The sequence below is a fragment of the Rhodococcus sp. NPDC003382 genome, from assembly GCF_053589135.1.
Map to the genome: position 1 here is coordinate 1 of NZ_JBSFRH010000004.1, position 14,765 is coordinate 14,765.

At 71.6% G+C, this 14,765-nt stretch carries 13 protein-coding genes; 5 read left to right on the plus strand and 8 right to left on the minus strand.

The features are described 5' to 3' along the window. The first annotated feature begins 67 nt into the window (after window positions 1-67). The gene (locus ACWDUD_RS04380; protein ID WP_450108448.1) at window positions 68-877 is read left to right on the plus strand and encodes an SDR family oxidoreductase; all 810 of its coding nucleotides are present in this window, start codon (window positions 68-70) and stop codon (window positions 875-877) included. Here ACWDUD_RS04380 and ACWDUD_RS04385 read toward each other — a convergent pair. The 3 genes from ACWDUD_RS04385 to ACWDUD_RS04395 are packed head-to-tail and all read right to left on the minus strand — an operon-like array spanning window position 870 to window position 2,720. Beyond that, window positions 870-1,406 (minus strand): hypothetical protein, encoded by a 537-nt coding sequence (locus ACWDUD_RS04385; protein ID WP_450108449.1) that lies wholly within the window; start codon window positions 1,404-1,406, stop codon window positions 870-872. The two genes, ACWDUD_RS04380 and ACWDUD_RS04385, sit on opposite strands and share 8 nt — an antisense overlap. Beyond that, window positions 1,403-1,984 carry a hypothetical protein gene (locus tag ACWDUD_RS04390; protein WP_197252276.1) on the minus strand — a complete coding sequence of 194 codons (582 nt, stop codon included), beginning with the start codon at window positions 1,982-1,984 and terminating at the stop codon, window positions 1,403-1,405. Before ACWDUD_RS04390 ends, ACWDUD_RS04385 begins: the two co-directional genes overlap by 4 nt. 31 nt (window positions 1,985-2,015) lie before the next feature. Further along, the gene (locus tag ACWDUD_RS04395) at window positions 2,016-2,720 is read right to left on the minus strand and encodes a TVP38/TMEM64 family protein (RefSeq protein ID WP_248674845.1); all 705 of its coding nucleotides are present in this window, start codon (window positions 2,718-2,720) and stop codon (window positions 2,016-2,018) included. A gap of 252 nt (window positions 2,721-2,972) precedes the next feature. Between ACWDUD_RS04395 and mutA the strand changes: the two genes are divergently transcribed. Genes mutA through ACWDUD_RS04415 form a run of 4 tightly spaced genes read left to right on the plus strand, consistent with a single transcriptional unit; the run spans window position 2,973 to window position 8,800 of the window. Next, entirely contained in the window at window positions 2,973-4,835 is a 1,863-nt protein-coding gene (mutA, locus tag ACWDUD_RS04400) for a methylmalonyl-CoA mutase small subunit (protein ID WP_197252277.1), read from the plus strand. After that, window positions 4,836-7,082 carry a methylmalonyl-CoA mutase gene (gene scpA / locus ACWDUD_RS04405; protein WP_450108450.1) on the plus strand — a complete coding sequence of 749 codons (2,247 nt, stop codon included), beginning with the start codon at window positions 4,836-4,838 and terminating at the stop codon, window positions 7,080-7,082. A gap of 6 nt (window positions 7,083-7,088) precedes the next feature. Continuing rightward, window positions 7,089-8,117: a methylmalonyl Co-A mutase-associated GTPase MeaB gene (gene meaB / locus ACWDUD_RS04410; protein ID WP_450108451.1), complete on the plus strand. Its 1,029-nt coding sequence runs from the start codon at window positions 7,089-7,091 to the stop codon at window positions 8,115-8,117. Continuing rightward, complete coding sequence (locus ACWDUD_RS04415) at window positions 8,114-8,800, plus strand: lysoplasmalogenase family protein (RefSeq protein ID WP_450108452.1); 687 nt, start codon at window positions 8,114-8,116, stop codon at window positions 8,798-8,800. Before meaB ends, ACWDUD_RS04415 begins: the two co-directional genes overlap by 4 nt. Window positions 8,801-8,829: 29 nt before the next feature. On the opposite strand, the gene ACWDUD_RS04420 is transcribed toward ACWDUD_RS04415, so the two are convergent. The 5 genes from ACWDUD_RS04420 to ACWDUD_RS04440 form a co-directional block, all read right to left on the minus strand. After that, on the minus strand, window positions 8,830-9,411 hold the full coding sequence (locus ACWDUD_RS04420) for a hypothetical protein (RefSeq protein ID WP_450108453.1): 582 nt from the start codon (window positions 9,409-9,411) through the stop codon (window positions 8,830-8,832). 76 nt (window positions 9,412-9,487) lie between these two features. Further along, window positions 9,488-10,852 (minus strand): CoA transferase, encoded by a 1,365-nt coding sequence (locus ACWDUD_RS04425; RefSeq protein WP_450108570.1) that lies wholly within the window; start codon window positions 10,850-10,852, stop codon window positions 9,488-9,490. Between the two features lie 23 nt (window positions 10,853-10,875). After that, window positions 10,876-12,189, minus strand: coding sequence for a glutaminase (locus ACWDUD_RS04430; protein WP_450108454.1), 1,314 nt, complete (start codon window positions 12,187-12,189; stop codon window positions 10,876-10,878). A gap of 89 nt (window positions 12,190-12,278) precedes the next feature. Further along, window positions 12,279-13,211 (minus strand): sulfite exporter TauE/SafE family protein, encoded by a 933-nt coding sequence (locus tag ACWDUD_RS04435; RefSeq protein ID WP_197252283.1) that lies wholly within the window; start codon window positions 13,209-13,211, stop codon window positions 12,279-12,281. A 289-nt stretch (window positions 13,212-13,500) separates the two neighbouring features. Then, a complete protein-coding gene (locus ACWDUD_RS04440; RefSeq protein WP_450108455.1) occupies window positions 13,501-14,748 on the minus strand; it encodes a saccharopine dehydrogenase family protein in 1,248 nt (415 codons plus the stop codon). Window positions 14,749-14,765 lie beyond the last annotated feature (17 nt).

A 14,765-nucleotide genomic window follows, 5' to 3' on the forward strand; every position in this document is an offset into this window, starting at 1 on the left:
CGTGGTTTCGGTAGTCCCCACTACCGAAACCACGCACGGGGCGGCGAACGGACGAGAAAGGAAGCTGGTGGAGACGATCGAGTACCCGGACTGGCTGCGCGACGCAGGCGTTGTCGTGACCGGCGCCGGCAACGGGATCGGTCGCGCCCTCGCGCACCGACTGGCCGAGGCCGGCGCGCGGGTCGTCGTGAACGACCGCGACGCCGACGCCTGTGCCGCCGTGGCACGGGAGATCGGCGGCATCGCCGCCCCCGGTGATGCCGCCGGGGAAGCGGGCGTGGCCGCGCTCGTCGCGAGGGCTGTCGCCGAACTCGGGGAGGTCGACGCGTGGTTCGCGAACGCAGGCGTGGTCGCCGACGGCCCCGACGCCGAGGCCGCGTGGGAGATGTCCTGGAACGTCAACGTCATGGGGCACGTGCGCGCCGCGCGGGCGCTGCTCCCGGGCTGGCTCGACCGTGGCCGCGGCCGCTTCGTCGTCACCGCCTCGGCGGCGGGTCTGCTCACCATGCTGGGGTCGGCGCCGTACTCGGTGTCGAAGCACGCCGCGGTCGCCCACGCGGAGTGGCTCTCCGCGACCTACGGGGACAGGGGAGTGATCGTGCAGTGCCTGTGCCCCCAGGGGGTCGCGACGGACCTGCTGCCGACCGACGCCGCGGGACGGGTGGTCTTCGAAACCGGTGTGCTCACGCCAGGGCAGGTTGCCGATTCGGTGATGGCCGCCCTGTCCGGGGAGCGGTTCCTGATCCTCCCGCATCCCGAGGTCGCCGAGTACTACGCGGGACGCGCCGCCGACACCGACCGCTGGTTGCGCGGGATGCGCCGGATCCAGCGCCAGATCGACGACGCGGTGCGGGACGAGGCTGCGGCGCTCAGGTGATCAGCGCCCATCCGACCCCGCACACCGCGAGCGCCCACAGCACGCTGGTGCCGGTGCCGATGATGAACTGCTCGGAGGCCTGGGGTTCACGCAGCTCCGGATAGCGGGCCAGGCCCTTGACGGCCAGGACGATCGCCATGCCCTCGGGCCACCCGGCGAGCACCGCGCCCGCGACCGCGGCGCGTTCGAGGATGCCGATGACGCGACCGCCGCGCAGCGGGCCGGGGATCGGTGCGCCGTCGGGGGCGGGGGCGGCCGGTTCGGGGCCGGCGTCGGGCTGGCGGCGGGCGATGCGGAACGCGGCGAGGACGGCCGGGCCGCCGCCGGTGATCGCCGCGAGCATCGTCAGCACGAGGGTGGCGGCGTAGGCGAAGCCGTGGACCGCCGTCGTCGCCGACGCGGCCAGGGCCGCCCCGATCAACGCGGCCGTCGAGAGCGCCGGCGCGAGCCACGGCGGCAGGTTCGAGCGCAGGCTCAGAACCGGGGCGAGCGCGACGACGGCGAGTAACACCAGCGAGACGACGGTCAACGGTCGGCCCTTTCGAGGAGGCGGCGGGCGAGGGTTCGGCCAGCCTGTTCGGCCTGCCATCCGGCGGTGTGCAGGCGCTGCGACACCGCCTGCTTGCTGATGCCCAGGCGCTGTGCCACCTGGGCCTGGGGGAGTCCGGCGCGGGCGAGTTCGACCGCTTCCCGGCCCTGATCGGTGCGGCGCAGCACCAGCGTCGCGAGCAGGGTGAGGGCGGCGTCGGCGTCGGCCGCGGCGTCGGGATCGGTGCCGTCGACGGCGAGGTTGCCGGGTGCGTTCTTGGCGCGTTCGACGGCGGTCCGCGCGTGTTCGAAGGCGGGGCCGCGTCCGGCGCGGGTCTGCTCGGGCAGCGGCGTCTCCACCGCGCCGACGCCGATCCCGACACTCCAGTGGCCGCGCTGCACCAGGTCCAGGGCGAGATCCACGACGGTCTCGGCGTCGTCCGCGACCGCCTGCACCTCGTCGCCGGCGGTGCGCTCGAACGGGCGCAGCAGGTCGGCGTCGCGGAATTCCTCGAGCAGCGCCGCGACCCGGTCGATGTCACGTCGGCTGCCGCGTTGATCCACCGTCAACACGAACATTGGTCAAGAATGAAGCCTTGACTTCAGTAAATCAAGGTCTGAGACTTGTCGACTTCTCGTCGTCGGGATCGACGATCGCATCGAGCGCGGAACCGGCCGGCACCGGCAACCGCGCCTCGAGCCACAGTCCCACGACCCCGACGAGCAGGCACACCACCGTCACCACCATCAGGGCGGGGTTCGTGCGTCCGGTCAGCGCGTCGCCGAGCAGCACCACCCCGATCGTGCCCGGCAGGATGCCCACGATCGTGGCGAGCGTGTACGGCACGAGCCGTACCGACGAGATCGCACAGCAGTAGTTCACCACCGAGAACGGGGCCGCCGCGATCAGGCGCAGCGATCCGACCGCGAGCCAGCCGCGCCGCGCCAGCCGCAGATCCACGGCCTTGGCCGCGGGATGTGTCAGATACGACGAGACCGCCCCGCGGCCGATCCACCGCACCAACAGCAACGCGAGCACCGCGCTGACCGTGGTCGCAGCCACCGAGACGGCGATGCCGGTGGCGGCGCCGAACAACAGGCCGGCGCTGAGGGTGAACACGGTGCGCGGCACCGGGGCGATGGTCACGACGGTGTGAACCAGGAAGAAGACGAGGACGAACGACGGGCCCACGGTGTCCGCCCACCCGCGGATCTCCGCGACCGTGGGATGAGGGATCAGCATTGCCGCGGCGGCCAGCGCGACGAGAAGGGCAAGTATGCCGAGGATTCTGCGGTCGGTCAGGAGCCTCGTCACGACCGACCACGATACCCGGACCCGGCAATCGACCGGTGCCTGCGGGCGGCGCGGAGGCGGAAGGTAGATTTCCCTGCGCAAGTCCGTTAACGATCGCTAGGGAATCTGTGGTGATCCCCACAATAGCCGCGGCGTGTATGCGGCTAGCATCACACGAGAACCCACCTAAGGTATCCACGGCCCACCATGGCCCGAGAACCAGCATCACACCGAGCCTGCACCACATCCCGCAGCGTAGGAGAGGAACCGCACGTGTCATTAGCTGCAGAAGCCGAGGACGCCGCACGCGCGTATGCGCAGTGGCAGAACGCGGTGGCCGGCGTGCTCGCGAAGTCCCGCCGCGTCGAGCCCGCCGAACTCGGACCGGAGCCGCAGCGACTGCTCGAGACCACCACGTACGACGACATCACCGTCAACCCGCTCTACGGGGTCCGCGACGAGCGCCCCGAGGCGCCGCTGCCCGGTGAGTTCCCGTACGTGCGCGGAGCCTCGGCCACCCGCGACGTCAACGCCGGCTGGCTCGTGTCCGCACAGTTCGGCGGCAGCGACGCCGCCGCCGCCAACGAGCGGATCCTCGCGGCCCTCGAGAACGGCGTCAGCGCACTCTGGCTGCAGGTCGGCGCGGCGGGCCTGCCCGTCGACGCCCTGCCCGCGGTCCTGGACAAGGTGCTGCTCGACCTCGCGCCGGTCACCCTCGACGCCGGTGCCGACACCGCCGCGGCCGCCGAGGCGCTGTACGCGCTGCTCGACGCCCGCACCGACGTCGCCGACCGCGGCGCCGTGCGGATCGGCCTCGGCGCCGCGCCGCTGACCAGCGCATTCTCCGGCCGTGCCGACGTCACCGTCGCCGACGCGATCGCCCTGGCGACGGCCGCCGCCGATCGCGCCGAGACCGTCCGGGCCGTGACCGTCGACGGCACCGCGTTCCACAACGCCGGCGCCTCCGACGCCGAGGAGCTCGGCGCCGCGATCGCCGCCGGCCTGGAGTACCTGCGCGAACTGGTCGCCGCCGGTCGGACCGCCGCCAACGCGCTCGGTCAGATCGAGTTCCGCCTCGCGGCCACCGACGACCAGTTCCAGACCATCGCCAAGTTCCGCGCCGGCCGTCAGGTCTGGGCCCGCATCGCCCAGGTCGTCGGGGCCGCCGACGCGGGCAACGCCCCGCAGCACGCCGTCACCTCCGCCGCGATGATGACCCAGCGCGACCCGTGGGTGAACATGCTGCGCACCACCCTGGCCGCGTTCGGTGCCGGTGTCGGTGGCGCGGATTCGGTCACGGTCCTGCCGTTCGACGTCGCCCTGCCCGCCGGTGCGCTCGACGTGTCCGAGGCGTTCTCCGAGCGCATCGCCCGTAACACCCAGCTGCTGCTGCTCGAGGAGTCCAACCTGGGCAGGGTGCTCGATCCGGGCGCCGGCTCCTGGTACATCGAGGAGCTCACCGCCCAGGTCGCAGGCAAGGCGTGGGAGTTCTTCCAGCAGATCGAGGCGGCCGGTGGATACCGCGCGGCGCTCGACGCGGGAGTGATCTCCGAGCGCATCGCCGCGACCCGCGCCCGCCGCGAGTCCGACATCGCGCACCGCCGCACCTCGGTGACCGGCGTCAACGAGTTCCCGAACCTGGGCGAGACGCCGCTGCCCGCCGACGTCGCCGAGGCCGGTGCGTTCGCGGCCCGCTACGCCGCACCGTTCGAGGCCCTGCGCGACCGCTCGGACGCGTACCTGGCCGCACACGGTGCCCGTCCGAAGGTACTGCTCGCACCGCTCGGACCGATCGCCGAGCACAACATCCGCTCGACGTTCGCGACGAACCTGCTGGCCGCCGGCGGCATCGAGGCCGTCAACCCCGGCACCCTCGCGCTCGACACGATCGCGCACACCGTGGCCGAATCGGGTGCGACCGTCGCCGTCCTGTGCGGCACCGACAAGCGGTACGACGCGGACGCCGGTCCTGCGACCGCCGCGTTGCGCGCCGCCGGCATCTCCACCGTCCTGCTCGCCGGGCCGGAGAAGGCCGTCGGTGACGTGGAGGGTGAGGCGCGTCCGGACGGGTTCCTCACCGCCAAGATCGACGCGATCGCCGCGCTGACCGACCTGCTGAACACTCTGGGAGCGTAAGTGAGCATCGAACACAAGATCGGCAGCTTCGCCGATGTCCCGCTGACGGATCCGGCGTCGCCGGCGCCGTCCGCGCCGACTCCGGAGCAGGCCGCCGCGCTCGTCGAATCCGTGGCGACCGCGAACAACTACACCGTCGACGACGTGGTGTGGTCGACGCCCGAGGGCATCGACGTCAAGCCCGTCTACACCAAGGCCGACCGTGACGCGGTCGAGGCCGCGGGCTACCCGCTGGGCAGCTACCCCGGCATCGAGCCGTTCGTGCGCGGCCCGTACCCGACGATGTACGTCAACCAGCCGTGGACCATCCGCCAGTACGCCGGGTTCTCCACCGCCGCCGAATCCAACGCCTTCTACCGCCGCAACCTCGCGGCCGGCCAGAAGGGCCTGTCGGTGGCGTTCGACCTGGCCACCCACCGTGGCTACGACTCGGACCACCCGCGCGTGCAGGGTGACGTCGGCATGGCCGGTGTCGCGATCGACTCGATCCTCGACATGCGGCAGCTCTTCGACGGCATCGACCTGTCGCAGGTGTCGGTGTCGATGACCATGAACGGCGCGGTGCTGCCGATCCTCGCGCTGTACGTCGTGGCGGCCGAGGAGCAGGGCGTCGCGCCCGAGCAGCTGGCCGGAACCATTCAGAACGACATTCTGAAGGAGTTCATGGTCCGCAACACGTACATCTACCCGCCGAAGCCGTCGATGCGGATCATCTCCGACATCTTCGCGTACACGTCGGCGAAGATGCCGCGGTTCAACTCCATCTCGATCTCCGGCTACCACATCCAGGAAGCCGGCGCGACCGCCGACCTCGAGCTGGCCTACACGCTCGCCGACGGCATCGAGTACATCCGCGCCGGTCTCGACGCGGGCATGGACATCGACAAGTTCGCGCCGCGTCTGTCGTTCTTCTGGGCGATCGGCATGAACTTCTACATGGAGATCGCGAAGATGCGGGCCGGGCGCCTGCTGTGGAGCGAACTCGTCGAGAAGTTCTCCCCGAAGTCCGCGAAGTCGAAGTCGCTGCGCACCCACTCGCAGACCTCCGGCTGGTCGCTGACCGCGCAGGACGTGTTCAACAACGTCGCGCGCACCTGCGTCGAGGCGATGGCCGCGACCCAGGGCCACACCCAGTCGCTGCACACCAACGCGCTCGACGAGGCCCTCGCGCTGCCGACGGACTTCTCCGCGCGCATCGCCCGCAACACCCAGCTGCTGCTGCAGCAGGAGTCGGGCACCACCCGCCCGATCGACCCGTGGGGCGGCTCGTACTACGTCGAGTGGCTCACCCACGAACTCGCGAACCGGGCCCGCGCCCACATCGCCGAGGTCGAGGAGGCCGGCGGCATGGCGCAGGCCATCTCCGAGGGCATCCCGAAGCTGCGCATCGAGGAGGCCGCGGCCCGCACGCAGGCGCGCATCGACTCCGGCCGCCAGCCGGTGATCGGCGTGAACAAGTACCAGGTCGCCGAGGACCAGCAGATCGAGGTCCTCAAGGTCGAGAACTCGAAGGTCCGCGCCGAGCAGATCGCCAAGCTCGAGCGGCTGCGCGCCGAACGCGACGAGGACGCCACCCGCGCCGCGCTGGCCGCGCTCACCCGCGCCGCCGCCTCCACCGAGGGTGGCATGGAGAACAACCTGCTCGCCCTCGCGATCGACGCGGCCCGCGCCAAGGCGACCGTCGGCGAGATTTCCGACGCGCTCGAAGAGGTCTACGGACGTCACCAGGCCGAGATCCGCACCATCAGCGGTGTGTACCGGGACGAGGCCGGAAAGGCGGGCAACATCAGCACGGCAACCGAACTCGTCGAGAAGTTCGAGAAGGCCGAGGGACGTCGTCCCCGCATCCTGGTCGCGAAGATGGGCCAGGACGGTCACGACCGCGGACAGAAGGTGATCTCCACCGCCTTCGCCGACCTCGGCTTCGACGTCGACGTGGGACCGCTGTTCCAGACCCCCGAAGAGGTCGCCAACCAGGCGGCCGACAACGACGTGCACGTCATCGGCGTGTCGTCGTTGGCCGCGGGACACCTCACGCTGGTGCCCGCGCTTCGGGAGGCGCTCGCGGAGGTGGGCCGCCCCGACATCATGATCGTGGTCGGCGGCGTCATCCCTCCGGGCGACTTCGACGAGCTGTACGAGGCCGGCGCCGCGGCGATCTTCCCGCCCGGCACGGTCATCGCCGACGCGGCCGTGGGTCTGCTCGGCAAGCTCTCCGAGCAGCTCGGCCACGACTCGGAGGACTGATCCCAGATGGGCCGACCTCCGGTCGATCTCGATCGGCTCGAACAGGACGTGCTCGCCAACCGGCGGGCCGGCCTGGCCAAGGCGATCACGTTGGTCGAGTCCACCCGCGACGACCATCGGGAGCAGGCGCAGCAGCTGCTGTTGCGCCTGCTCCCGAAGGCGGGCAACGCGATCCGGGTGGGCATCACGGGTGTTCCCGGTGTCGGGAAGTCGACGTTCATCGACTCGCTCGGCATGTATCTGCTCGAGAAGGGCCACCGGGTGGCGGTGCTCGCCGTCGACCCGTCGTCGACGCGCACCGGCGGGTCGATCCTCGGGGACAAGACCCGCATGGCCCGCCTGTCCGTCGAACGGAACGCCTACATCCGCCCGTCCCCGACGGCCGGGACGCTCGGCGGTGTCGCCAAGGCGACCCGCGAGACCATGGTGCTGCTCGAGGCCGCCGGCTTCGATGTGATCCTCGTCGAAACCGTGGGCGTCGGTCAGTCCGAGGTGACGGTCGCGAACATGGTGGACTGCTTCACGTTCCTGACCCTGGCCCGCACCGGTGATCAGCTGCAGGGCATCAAGAAGGGTGTGCTCGAACTCGCCGATCTCGTCGCGGTGAACAAGGCGGACGGCAACTTCGAGCGCGACGCGCGGGTCGCCGCCCGGGAACTGGCCGGTGCGATGCGCCTGGTGCATCCACACGACGCGATCTGGAAACCGCCGGTCATCACGATGAGCGGTCTCGAGGGCAACGGCCTGGACACGTTCTGGGACACCGTCCTGAATCACCGCGAGGTGCTCACCGCGGCGGGGTTGTTCGAGGAGAACCGCCGCCGCCAGCAGGTGGACTGGACCTGGACGATGGTGCACGACCAGCTGCTGCGCCGCCTCGAAACGAACCCGCGGGTCGGCAAGATCCGCGGCGAGGTCGAGCAGGGTGTGCGCGACGGGTCGCTCACCGCGGCGCTGGCCGCGCAGCGACTGCTCGCCGCGTTCGACGGCACCGAACCGCTCGACGGCACCGAATCGCTCGACGGCACCGAATGACGACACGGCCGGCCGCGACCGCTGCTTCGGCGGCGTTCGCGGCCGTCGCCGTCGCGCATCTCCTCGCGCAACCGGTGGCACCGGAATCGGTGTTCACCGACATCTCCCAGTGGTTCCTGATGCCGCTGCTCGCGGCCGCGCTGGCCGCATCCACCCCGGCGCCGCGCACCCGGCTGGTGAATCTCGTGCTCGTCGCACTCGGCCTGTCGTGGCTGGGGGACAGCGCACCCGACCTGTTCGATGGGGACGCCGCGTTCCTGGTGATGGTCGGGTTCTTCCTGTGCGCGCAGGTCGTATACATCGCGGCGTTCGCGCCGTACCGGGCGGCGAGCATCCTGCACACCCGCCGCTGGGCACTGGCGATCCCGGTGGTCGCCGTTCTCGCGCTGATCGGGGTGTGCGCGGCCGGCGCGGGCGCCCTGCTCGTCCCGGTCGTGGTGTACGGGCTGCTGCTCGCCACGATGGCGGTGCTCGCCACCGGCGTGTCCGCGGTGGTGGCGACCGGCGCGGTGCTGTTCGTCGTCTCGGACGCGCTGATCGCGCTCGGGGCGTTCACCGACCTGTCCGTCTCCGGCTTCGCGGTCATGTCCACCTACATCGCGGCGCAGGTGCTCATCGCGGTCGGAGCCCGCGCGGTCGCCGACCGCGTGGTGTCGAGCCCCGGCCGGGCCGCGACCGCCTGACCTGGTCACGATCCGGCCGGGACGGGGGATCAGATTCCGATCAGTTCCTTCGCTAGGGCGACCGAGGCGGGTCCGTCGAGGGCCGGGTGATCGCCCCATTTGCCGCCGGTGATCGTCACCGACACCTCGGGCAGCGTCACCGTCGTCACGGCGACGGAGGCGACGGCGATCTCCTGCTCGAGGGTGTAGGCGATGCCGCCGGCGCTCTCGATGTCGGCGTCGGAGATCACGGTCAGCCCGGAGCCACCCATCTGGTCGGCGCTGTAGACGGTGCCGGTGCCGGGTTCGAGGATGACGCCGACGGTGCGGATCTCGCCGGGCTCGGTCGCGGGGCTCTCCCACTGGCAGTAGGCGCCGTTCTCGCCGGCCTCGCTCGCGGCGCCGGCCTGCAGTCCGTCGATGTAGTCGGCGACATAGGGTTCGATGTCCGCGCAGCTCGAGAAGCGGGCGAGGATGTCCTCGTCGAGGGTGCCGGGGGTGAACTCCGACCCCGAATCCGAGGACGCCGAATCCGGGGACGTGGCGTCGGACGAGGAGTCCTCGGAGGAGCAGGCGGGCAGCAGCGCGCAGACGAGTGCGACGGGGACGGCGAGAAGTCGAGTTCGATTCACCGCTGCATGGTATAGGCCGCGGGCCCGCTCGTTGATCTTGGTCCCGGTTGCCCGATTTCAGGGGTATCGTCGCAGGTCAGCGTGTTTCCGGGGGTATCGGCCAAGACGGGGGATCCCCACCCCATGGGCGCGCCGGGAACGGATGCTCGGGGTAGTCGGCGACGGCGGGCCGGGCCGCGGTGACCGCACCGTGGGTCGCGACGGTCGCCGCACCCGGGGTGGCCGGCCGCGGCGCGTCGGTCCGGCGTTCCGGCGCATCGAGCAACCACGTTCCCGTGCGGGCCAGCGACACCGTCACGTCCCGGCCGACGCCGTCGCCGCGAGCGAAGGCGTCCAGGACGCCGGCGGCGAGCAGGTACCCGGAGGCGTGGTCGAGCGCCTGGGCGGGCAGCGCGCCGGGTGCGTCGCCGCCGGACTCGACGACCGCGATCCCGGAGGCGGCCTGCACGATCGAATCGAACCCGCGGCGCCCCGCCCACGGTCCCGTCGTGCCCCACGCGCACACCCGGCCCCGGAGCAGGCCGGGGCGGATCGCGCCGATGTCGCCGATCAGCGCCTCGAGCGCACCGGGGCGATACCCAGTGAGCAGGATGTCGGCGTCGGCGAGCAACGCGCGGTACGTCGCAGCCCCGCCGGGGTCGCGCAGATCCAGCAGCGCGCTGCGTTTCCCCTGGCCGTTCTCGAGGTGCTGCCATTCGATCTCGGGGAGGTGCGGCGGATCGATGCGCAGCACCGTCGCACCGAGCAGCGCCAGCGCCCGGGAGACGACCGGGCCGGCGATGACCCGGGTCGTGTCGAGCACGCGTACCCCCGCGAGCGGCGCCGCCTCCGTCGGTGCCGGCGCGGCCACGCGCCCAAAGTCGGCCCGGCGGGTCACCGCGACGAGGGGTTCCGCGGCCACCGCGCGTCCCGGCTCGGACGAGCGCCACTGCGCCTCGTCGCGCACCCGCACCGCGATCGCGTCGTGCGCCACCGCCGCGGCCTCGACCGTGGCGGCGCCCAGGCCGCGAATCCGGTCGGCCACCTGCTCGCGGCCCGCATCGGCGGGCACATCCAGGGCACGCAGCAGGCGTGCGCGGTGGTGCGGATAGTTCGCATGCGTGCGCACCCATCCGTCGCGGGCCCGGAAGAAGCCGGACAGGTCGGCGAATCCGTCGATCGGGGTCCCCGACAACCGGAGCATCCGATCCCCGGAGAAGGACGCGGCGATCCGCTCCGGATCGAGCCGCACCGGGCGTGGACGCACGCCGGCCGCCGCGCGCACCCGGTTCGCGGCCTGCGTGAATGCGGCGACCGCGCCCGCGGCGAGCGCGAACACTGGCAGCCGTGCCGCCAGCAGCGCCCCCGGATCCTGGTACGCCACGTCACCGCTGGGTGTGGCGTCGAGTCCCGCCTCGGCGAGCGCCTTCGCGTAGTCGTACGGCAGTCGCAGGTCGGGCATCGGCAGCAGCAGGTCGGACACGGTCACACCCTCTCGAAGTCGTCGAACGACGCGAGGTCCGGCGCGAATTCGTCGGCGATGTCTCCGTCGCGGGCGGGTCGGCGGGTGTGCGCGTGCGTGTCGAGGACCCGTTCCGGGTCGACGACCGTGACGCGCAGGCCGTCCAGGCGCAGCCGCCGCAGCGCCTCGCGGAGCATCCGCTCGGCGACGTCGTCGACCGAGTGGACCCGCCGCAGATCGAGGACCACGCCGTCGAGCCGCTCCACGTCCTCCGCCGATGCCAGGGCGCGCAGCACGAGTTCGGCGCCGCTGAACTGCAGGGTGCCCTGCAGGCTGCACACCCGGACGGTGTGGCCGTCCGGTCCCCGCAACCGGCGGTCGCGCCGGATGGCCGATCGGGCCGGTTCCGGCCCGTCCATGATGTGCAGGCCCATGTCGTCCGACAGCCGACGGCACATCCGGACGCCGCGCACGCTGGAGCCGTGGGCGTCCAGGCGCGGGGAGAACGCGCCGATCCCGACCTGACCGGGCAGGGCGCCGAGCACCCCACCGGAGACCCCGCTTTTGGCGGGAATCCCCACCGTCGACATCCAGTCGCCGGCCGCGTCGTACATGCCGCAGGTCATCATCACGCTGAGCACCTGCCGCACCACCGTCCGGGACACGACACGCTGACCGGTGAGTGGCTGGACGCCGCCGTTCGCGAGGGTCGCCGCCATCACCGCGAGGTCGCGCACGGTGACGGTGATCGCGCACTGCCGGGTGTATCCGCGCACCACCTCCGCCGGGTCGCCGTCGATCACCGAGTAGCTGCGCAGCATGTTCGCGATCGCCGAATTGCGGTAGGCGGTGCCCAGCTCCGAGTCGAACACCGACTCGTCGACGGCGAGATCGCGCCCGGCGAACGCGGACAGGCCCCGCAGCACCCGCTCGAACCGTCCCTCCGTCGTCGCGGTCGCGGGACCGACGAGCGCGTGGGCGGTGAGGGCGCCGGCGTTGATCATCGGATTGAGCGGCCGCCCGGACCCGCTCTCGAGCGACAACTCGTTGAACGCCTCACCGCTCGGTTCGACCCCGACCCGAGCGAGCACCGCGTCGACGCCGTGATCGGCGAGGGCCAGCGCATACACGAACGGTTTCGAGATCGACTGGATCGAGAACTCGGCATCCGCGTCCCCGGCGGTGTACACGACCCCGTCGATTGTCGACAGGCACACCGCGATCCGGTCCGGATCGGCCTGGGCGAGTTCGGGAATGTAGTCGGCGGTCGCCCCGGGATTGTCCGTCCCGCACGCCTCCACGACCTCGAGCAGATAGTCGGGGATCGGCGATTTCATCGTCGGATCCTAACCCGCGTGCGCCTCCGCCGCCCGTGTGCCTTTGTGGCGGTCCCAGCCGCCATTTGTGCACACCGGCGCGAAGCGCCTCAGACCTCTTCGCGCAGGACGGGGGCGACCGGGGTCTGCAGCTTCTCGAGCGACCCGGCGGACTCGGCGCGGGTGAGCCGCGAACGCCGCCACGAGACGCTGAGCAGCGCGATCCAGCCGGCCGCGATCAGCAGATACAGCAGCATCGCGACGGTGCCGGTCACCTCGAACGACTTGAACAACTTCTGGGCGTTGGTGATGACGATGATGCCGCCGACCGCGGTGCCGAGCAGCGTCGCCGGCACCCGGCTGACCAGCCACGCGGCCGCCGGTGCGGCGATCGCGCCGCCGATCGCCAGGCCGGCGACGACGAGCAGGTTGCCGACAGATTCGCGCCCCAGGCCGAACAGGAACCCGAGGCTGGCCGCGACCGCGACCATGAACTCCGATGCGCTGACCGAGCCGATCACGGTGCGCGGCGCGGTCTTCCCGCGCGAGAGCAGGGTGCTGGTGGTGATCGGTCCCCATCCGCCGCCGCCGCTGGCGTCGACGAACCCGCCGAAGAAGCCGAGGGGCGACAGGAACTTCGCGGTGTGCGGGGAGGTGCGGGCGTGCGCGACCGCCGGCGGTCGCACCGAGAACCGCAGCGCCACGTACACGCCGATCGCCAGCAGGATTCCCGCGGTGACCGGGGCCGCGGCCTCGGTGGACAGGCTCGACAGGACGGTCGCGCCGAGGAAGGCGCCGATCGCGCCGGGCACGCCGAGCTTGGCGACGACCTTCCAGTCGATGTTGCGGAACTTCCAGTGGGAGATGCCCGAGACCAGGGTGGTGCCGACCTCTGCCAGGTGCACGGCCGCGCTGGCGTGCGCCGCCCCGACACCGCTGAAGATCAACAGGGTGGTGGCGGTGACGCCGAAGGCCATGCCGAGTGCGCCGTCGACGAGCTGTGCGCCGACACCGACGAGAGTGAAGATCAGCAGATTGAACAAGGCATGCTCCGACCGCGAACGTGGTTACCGAAGGGGATTGGGGAGCGGGAAGACCGCTCAGCAACACACCTGGCAACAACACGCGCCGTCGAAGCACGCGCCACGACGAGTCGGCCAGAACGGCATCAACGCGAGCACGGTGGCCGGGGCGGCCTCGATGCTCGTCGTCTGCACGGCTGTCGTCCTTCGTCGTCGGGTCGCCGAGGAGACGGCGACCGGTCGAGCATAGCGTGATCCCGTGCGGGACGGCACCTCCGGGCCCACGGGAGGTGTCGTCCCGCACGGACCGTCAGGGAAGCCGACGCGTCTCGATCTCGAATCCCGCCGCGCGGAGCCGTTCGGTCAGCACGTCGCCGAACGCGACCGCGGGGGTGAGCACCCCGCCGCCGGCGTGCAGCGCGGAACCACCCACCGCCAGCGAGAGCGCGGACTCGGCGAGCATCACCGCCGTCGCCTTGTAGCCGGGATCGCCCTGCGCGGCGAACCGGGTGGTGTAGCGGGCGCCGGCCGTGGTCGTCGTGTACAGGTCGATCGTGAAGAACCCGCGCTCGCGAGTGGCTTCGGACGGCCCTTCGCCCGGCTTCGGCAGCACCTTGTCGAGCAGGAAACGCGTCGGAGGGAACGACAGGCCCAGCACCAGCGCGCCGAGACCCGCCGCGACCCCGCCGGCCAGCACCGGCGACAGCGGGGACGATCCGACGTTCATGACCTCGCGGTACCGGAACGACTTGCCGTACGTCCACCCGGTCAGGGCGTTGGTGCGACGCACGATCCGCGTGTTGTACGACGCCATCGCGAACGGCGCCTTCCATCCGGACAGTTCCGGGGCGATGGTCTTGCCGTCGACGAACGCGAGGTCGTTCTCTCGGCCCAACCGAGGTTCCTGCGCCGGATCGGGGCTGAGGGAATACGGTTGCGCCGCGACCTTCCGCAACGCGCGGTCCTTGCGCACGACGTCGAGCTGGGTGCGCAGCGAATCGATGGTGCCGCCGCTGGGGGCGCCACGGAACGCGGTGAGGATCAGCGTGGTGTCGGTGAGTTCCCCCGCGTCGTCGGCCTGCGCCGCCCGGTACAACGCGTGCACGCCGAGGTCGGACGGGATCGAGTCGAAGCCGCACGAATGGACGATCCGGGCGCCGGTGCGGCGGGCGGTGTCCTCGAACCGGTCGATGCTCTCGCGGTGGAACAGCACCTCGCCGGTCAGGTCGACGTAGTCGGTGCCCGCCTCGGCGCACGCCTGCACCAGCGGCATGCCGTACCTGGCGTAGGGCCCGACGGTGGTGATCACGACCCGGGTCGCGGCGGCCAGCGCGGCCAGCGACTCCGGATCCCCGGCGTCCGCCTCGAGGATCGGCCAGTCCGCGGCCGTGCCGCCGAGGTCCGCGCGGACCTTCTCGAGGCGGCTGCGCGACCGCCCGGCCAGGCCGGCCTTCAACCCGGACGGCAGATGTTCGGCCAGGTAGGCGGCGGTGAGCCGGCCGACGAACCCGGTGGCTCCGTAGACGACGATGTCGAGTTCGCGTGAGGCAGCGTTCATGGCGCACACCCTACTGC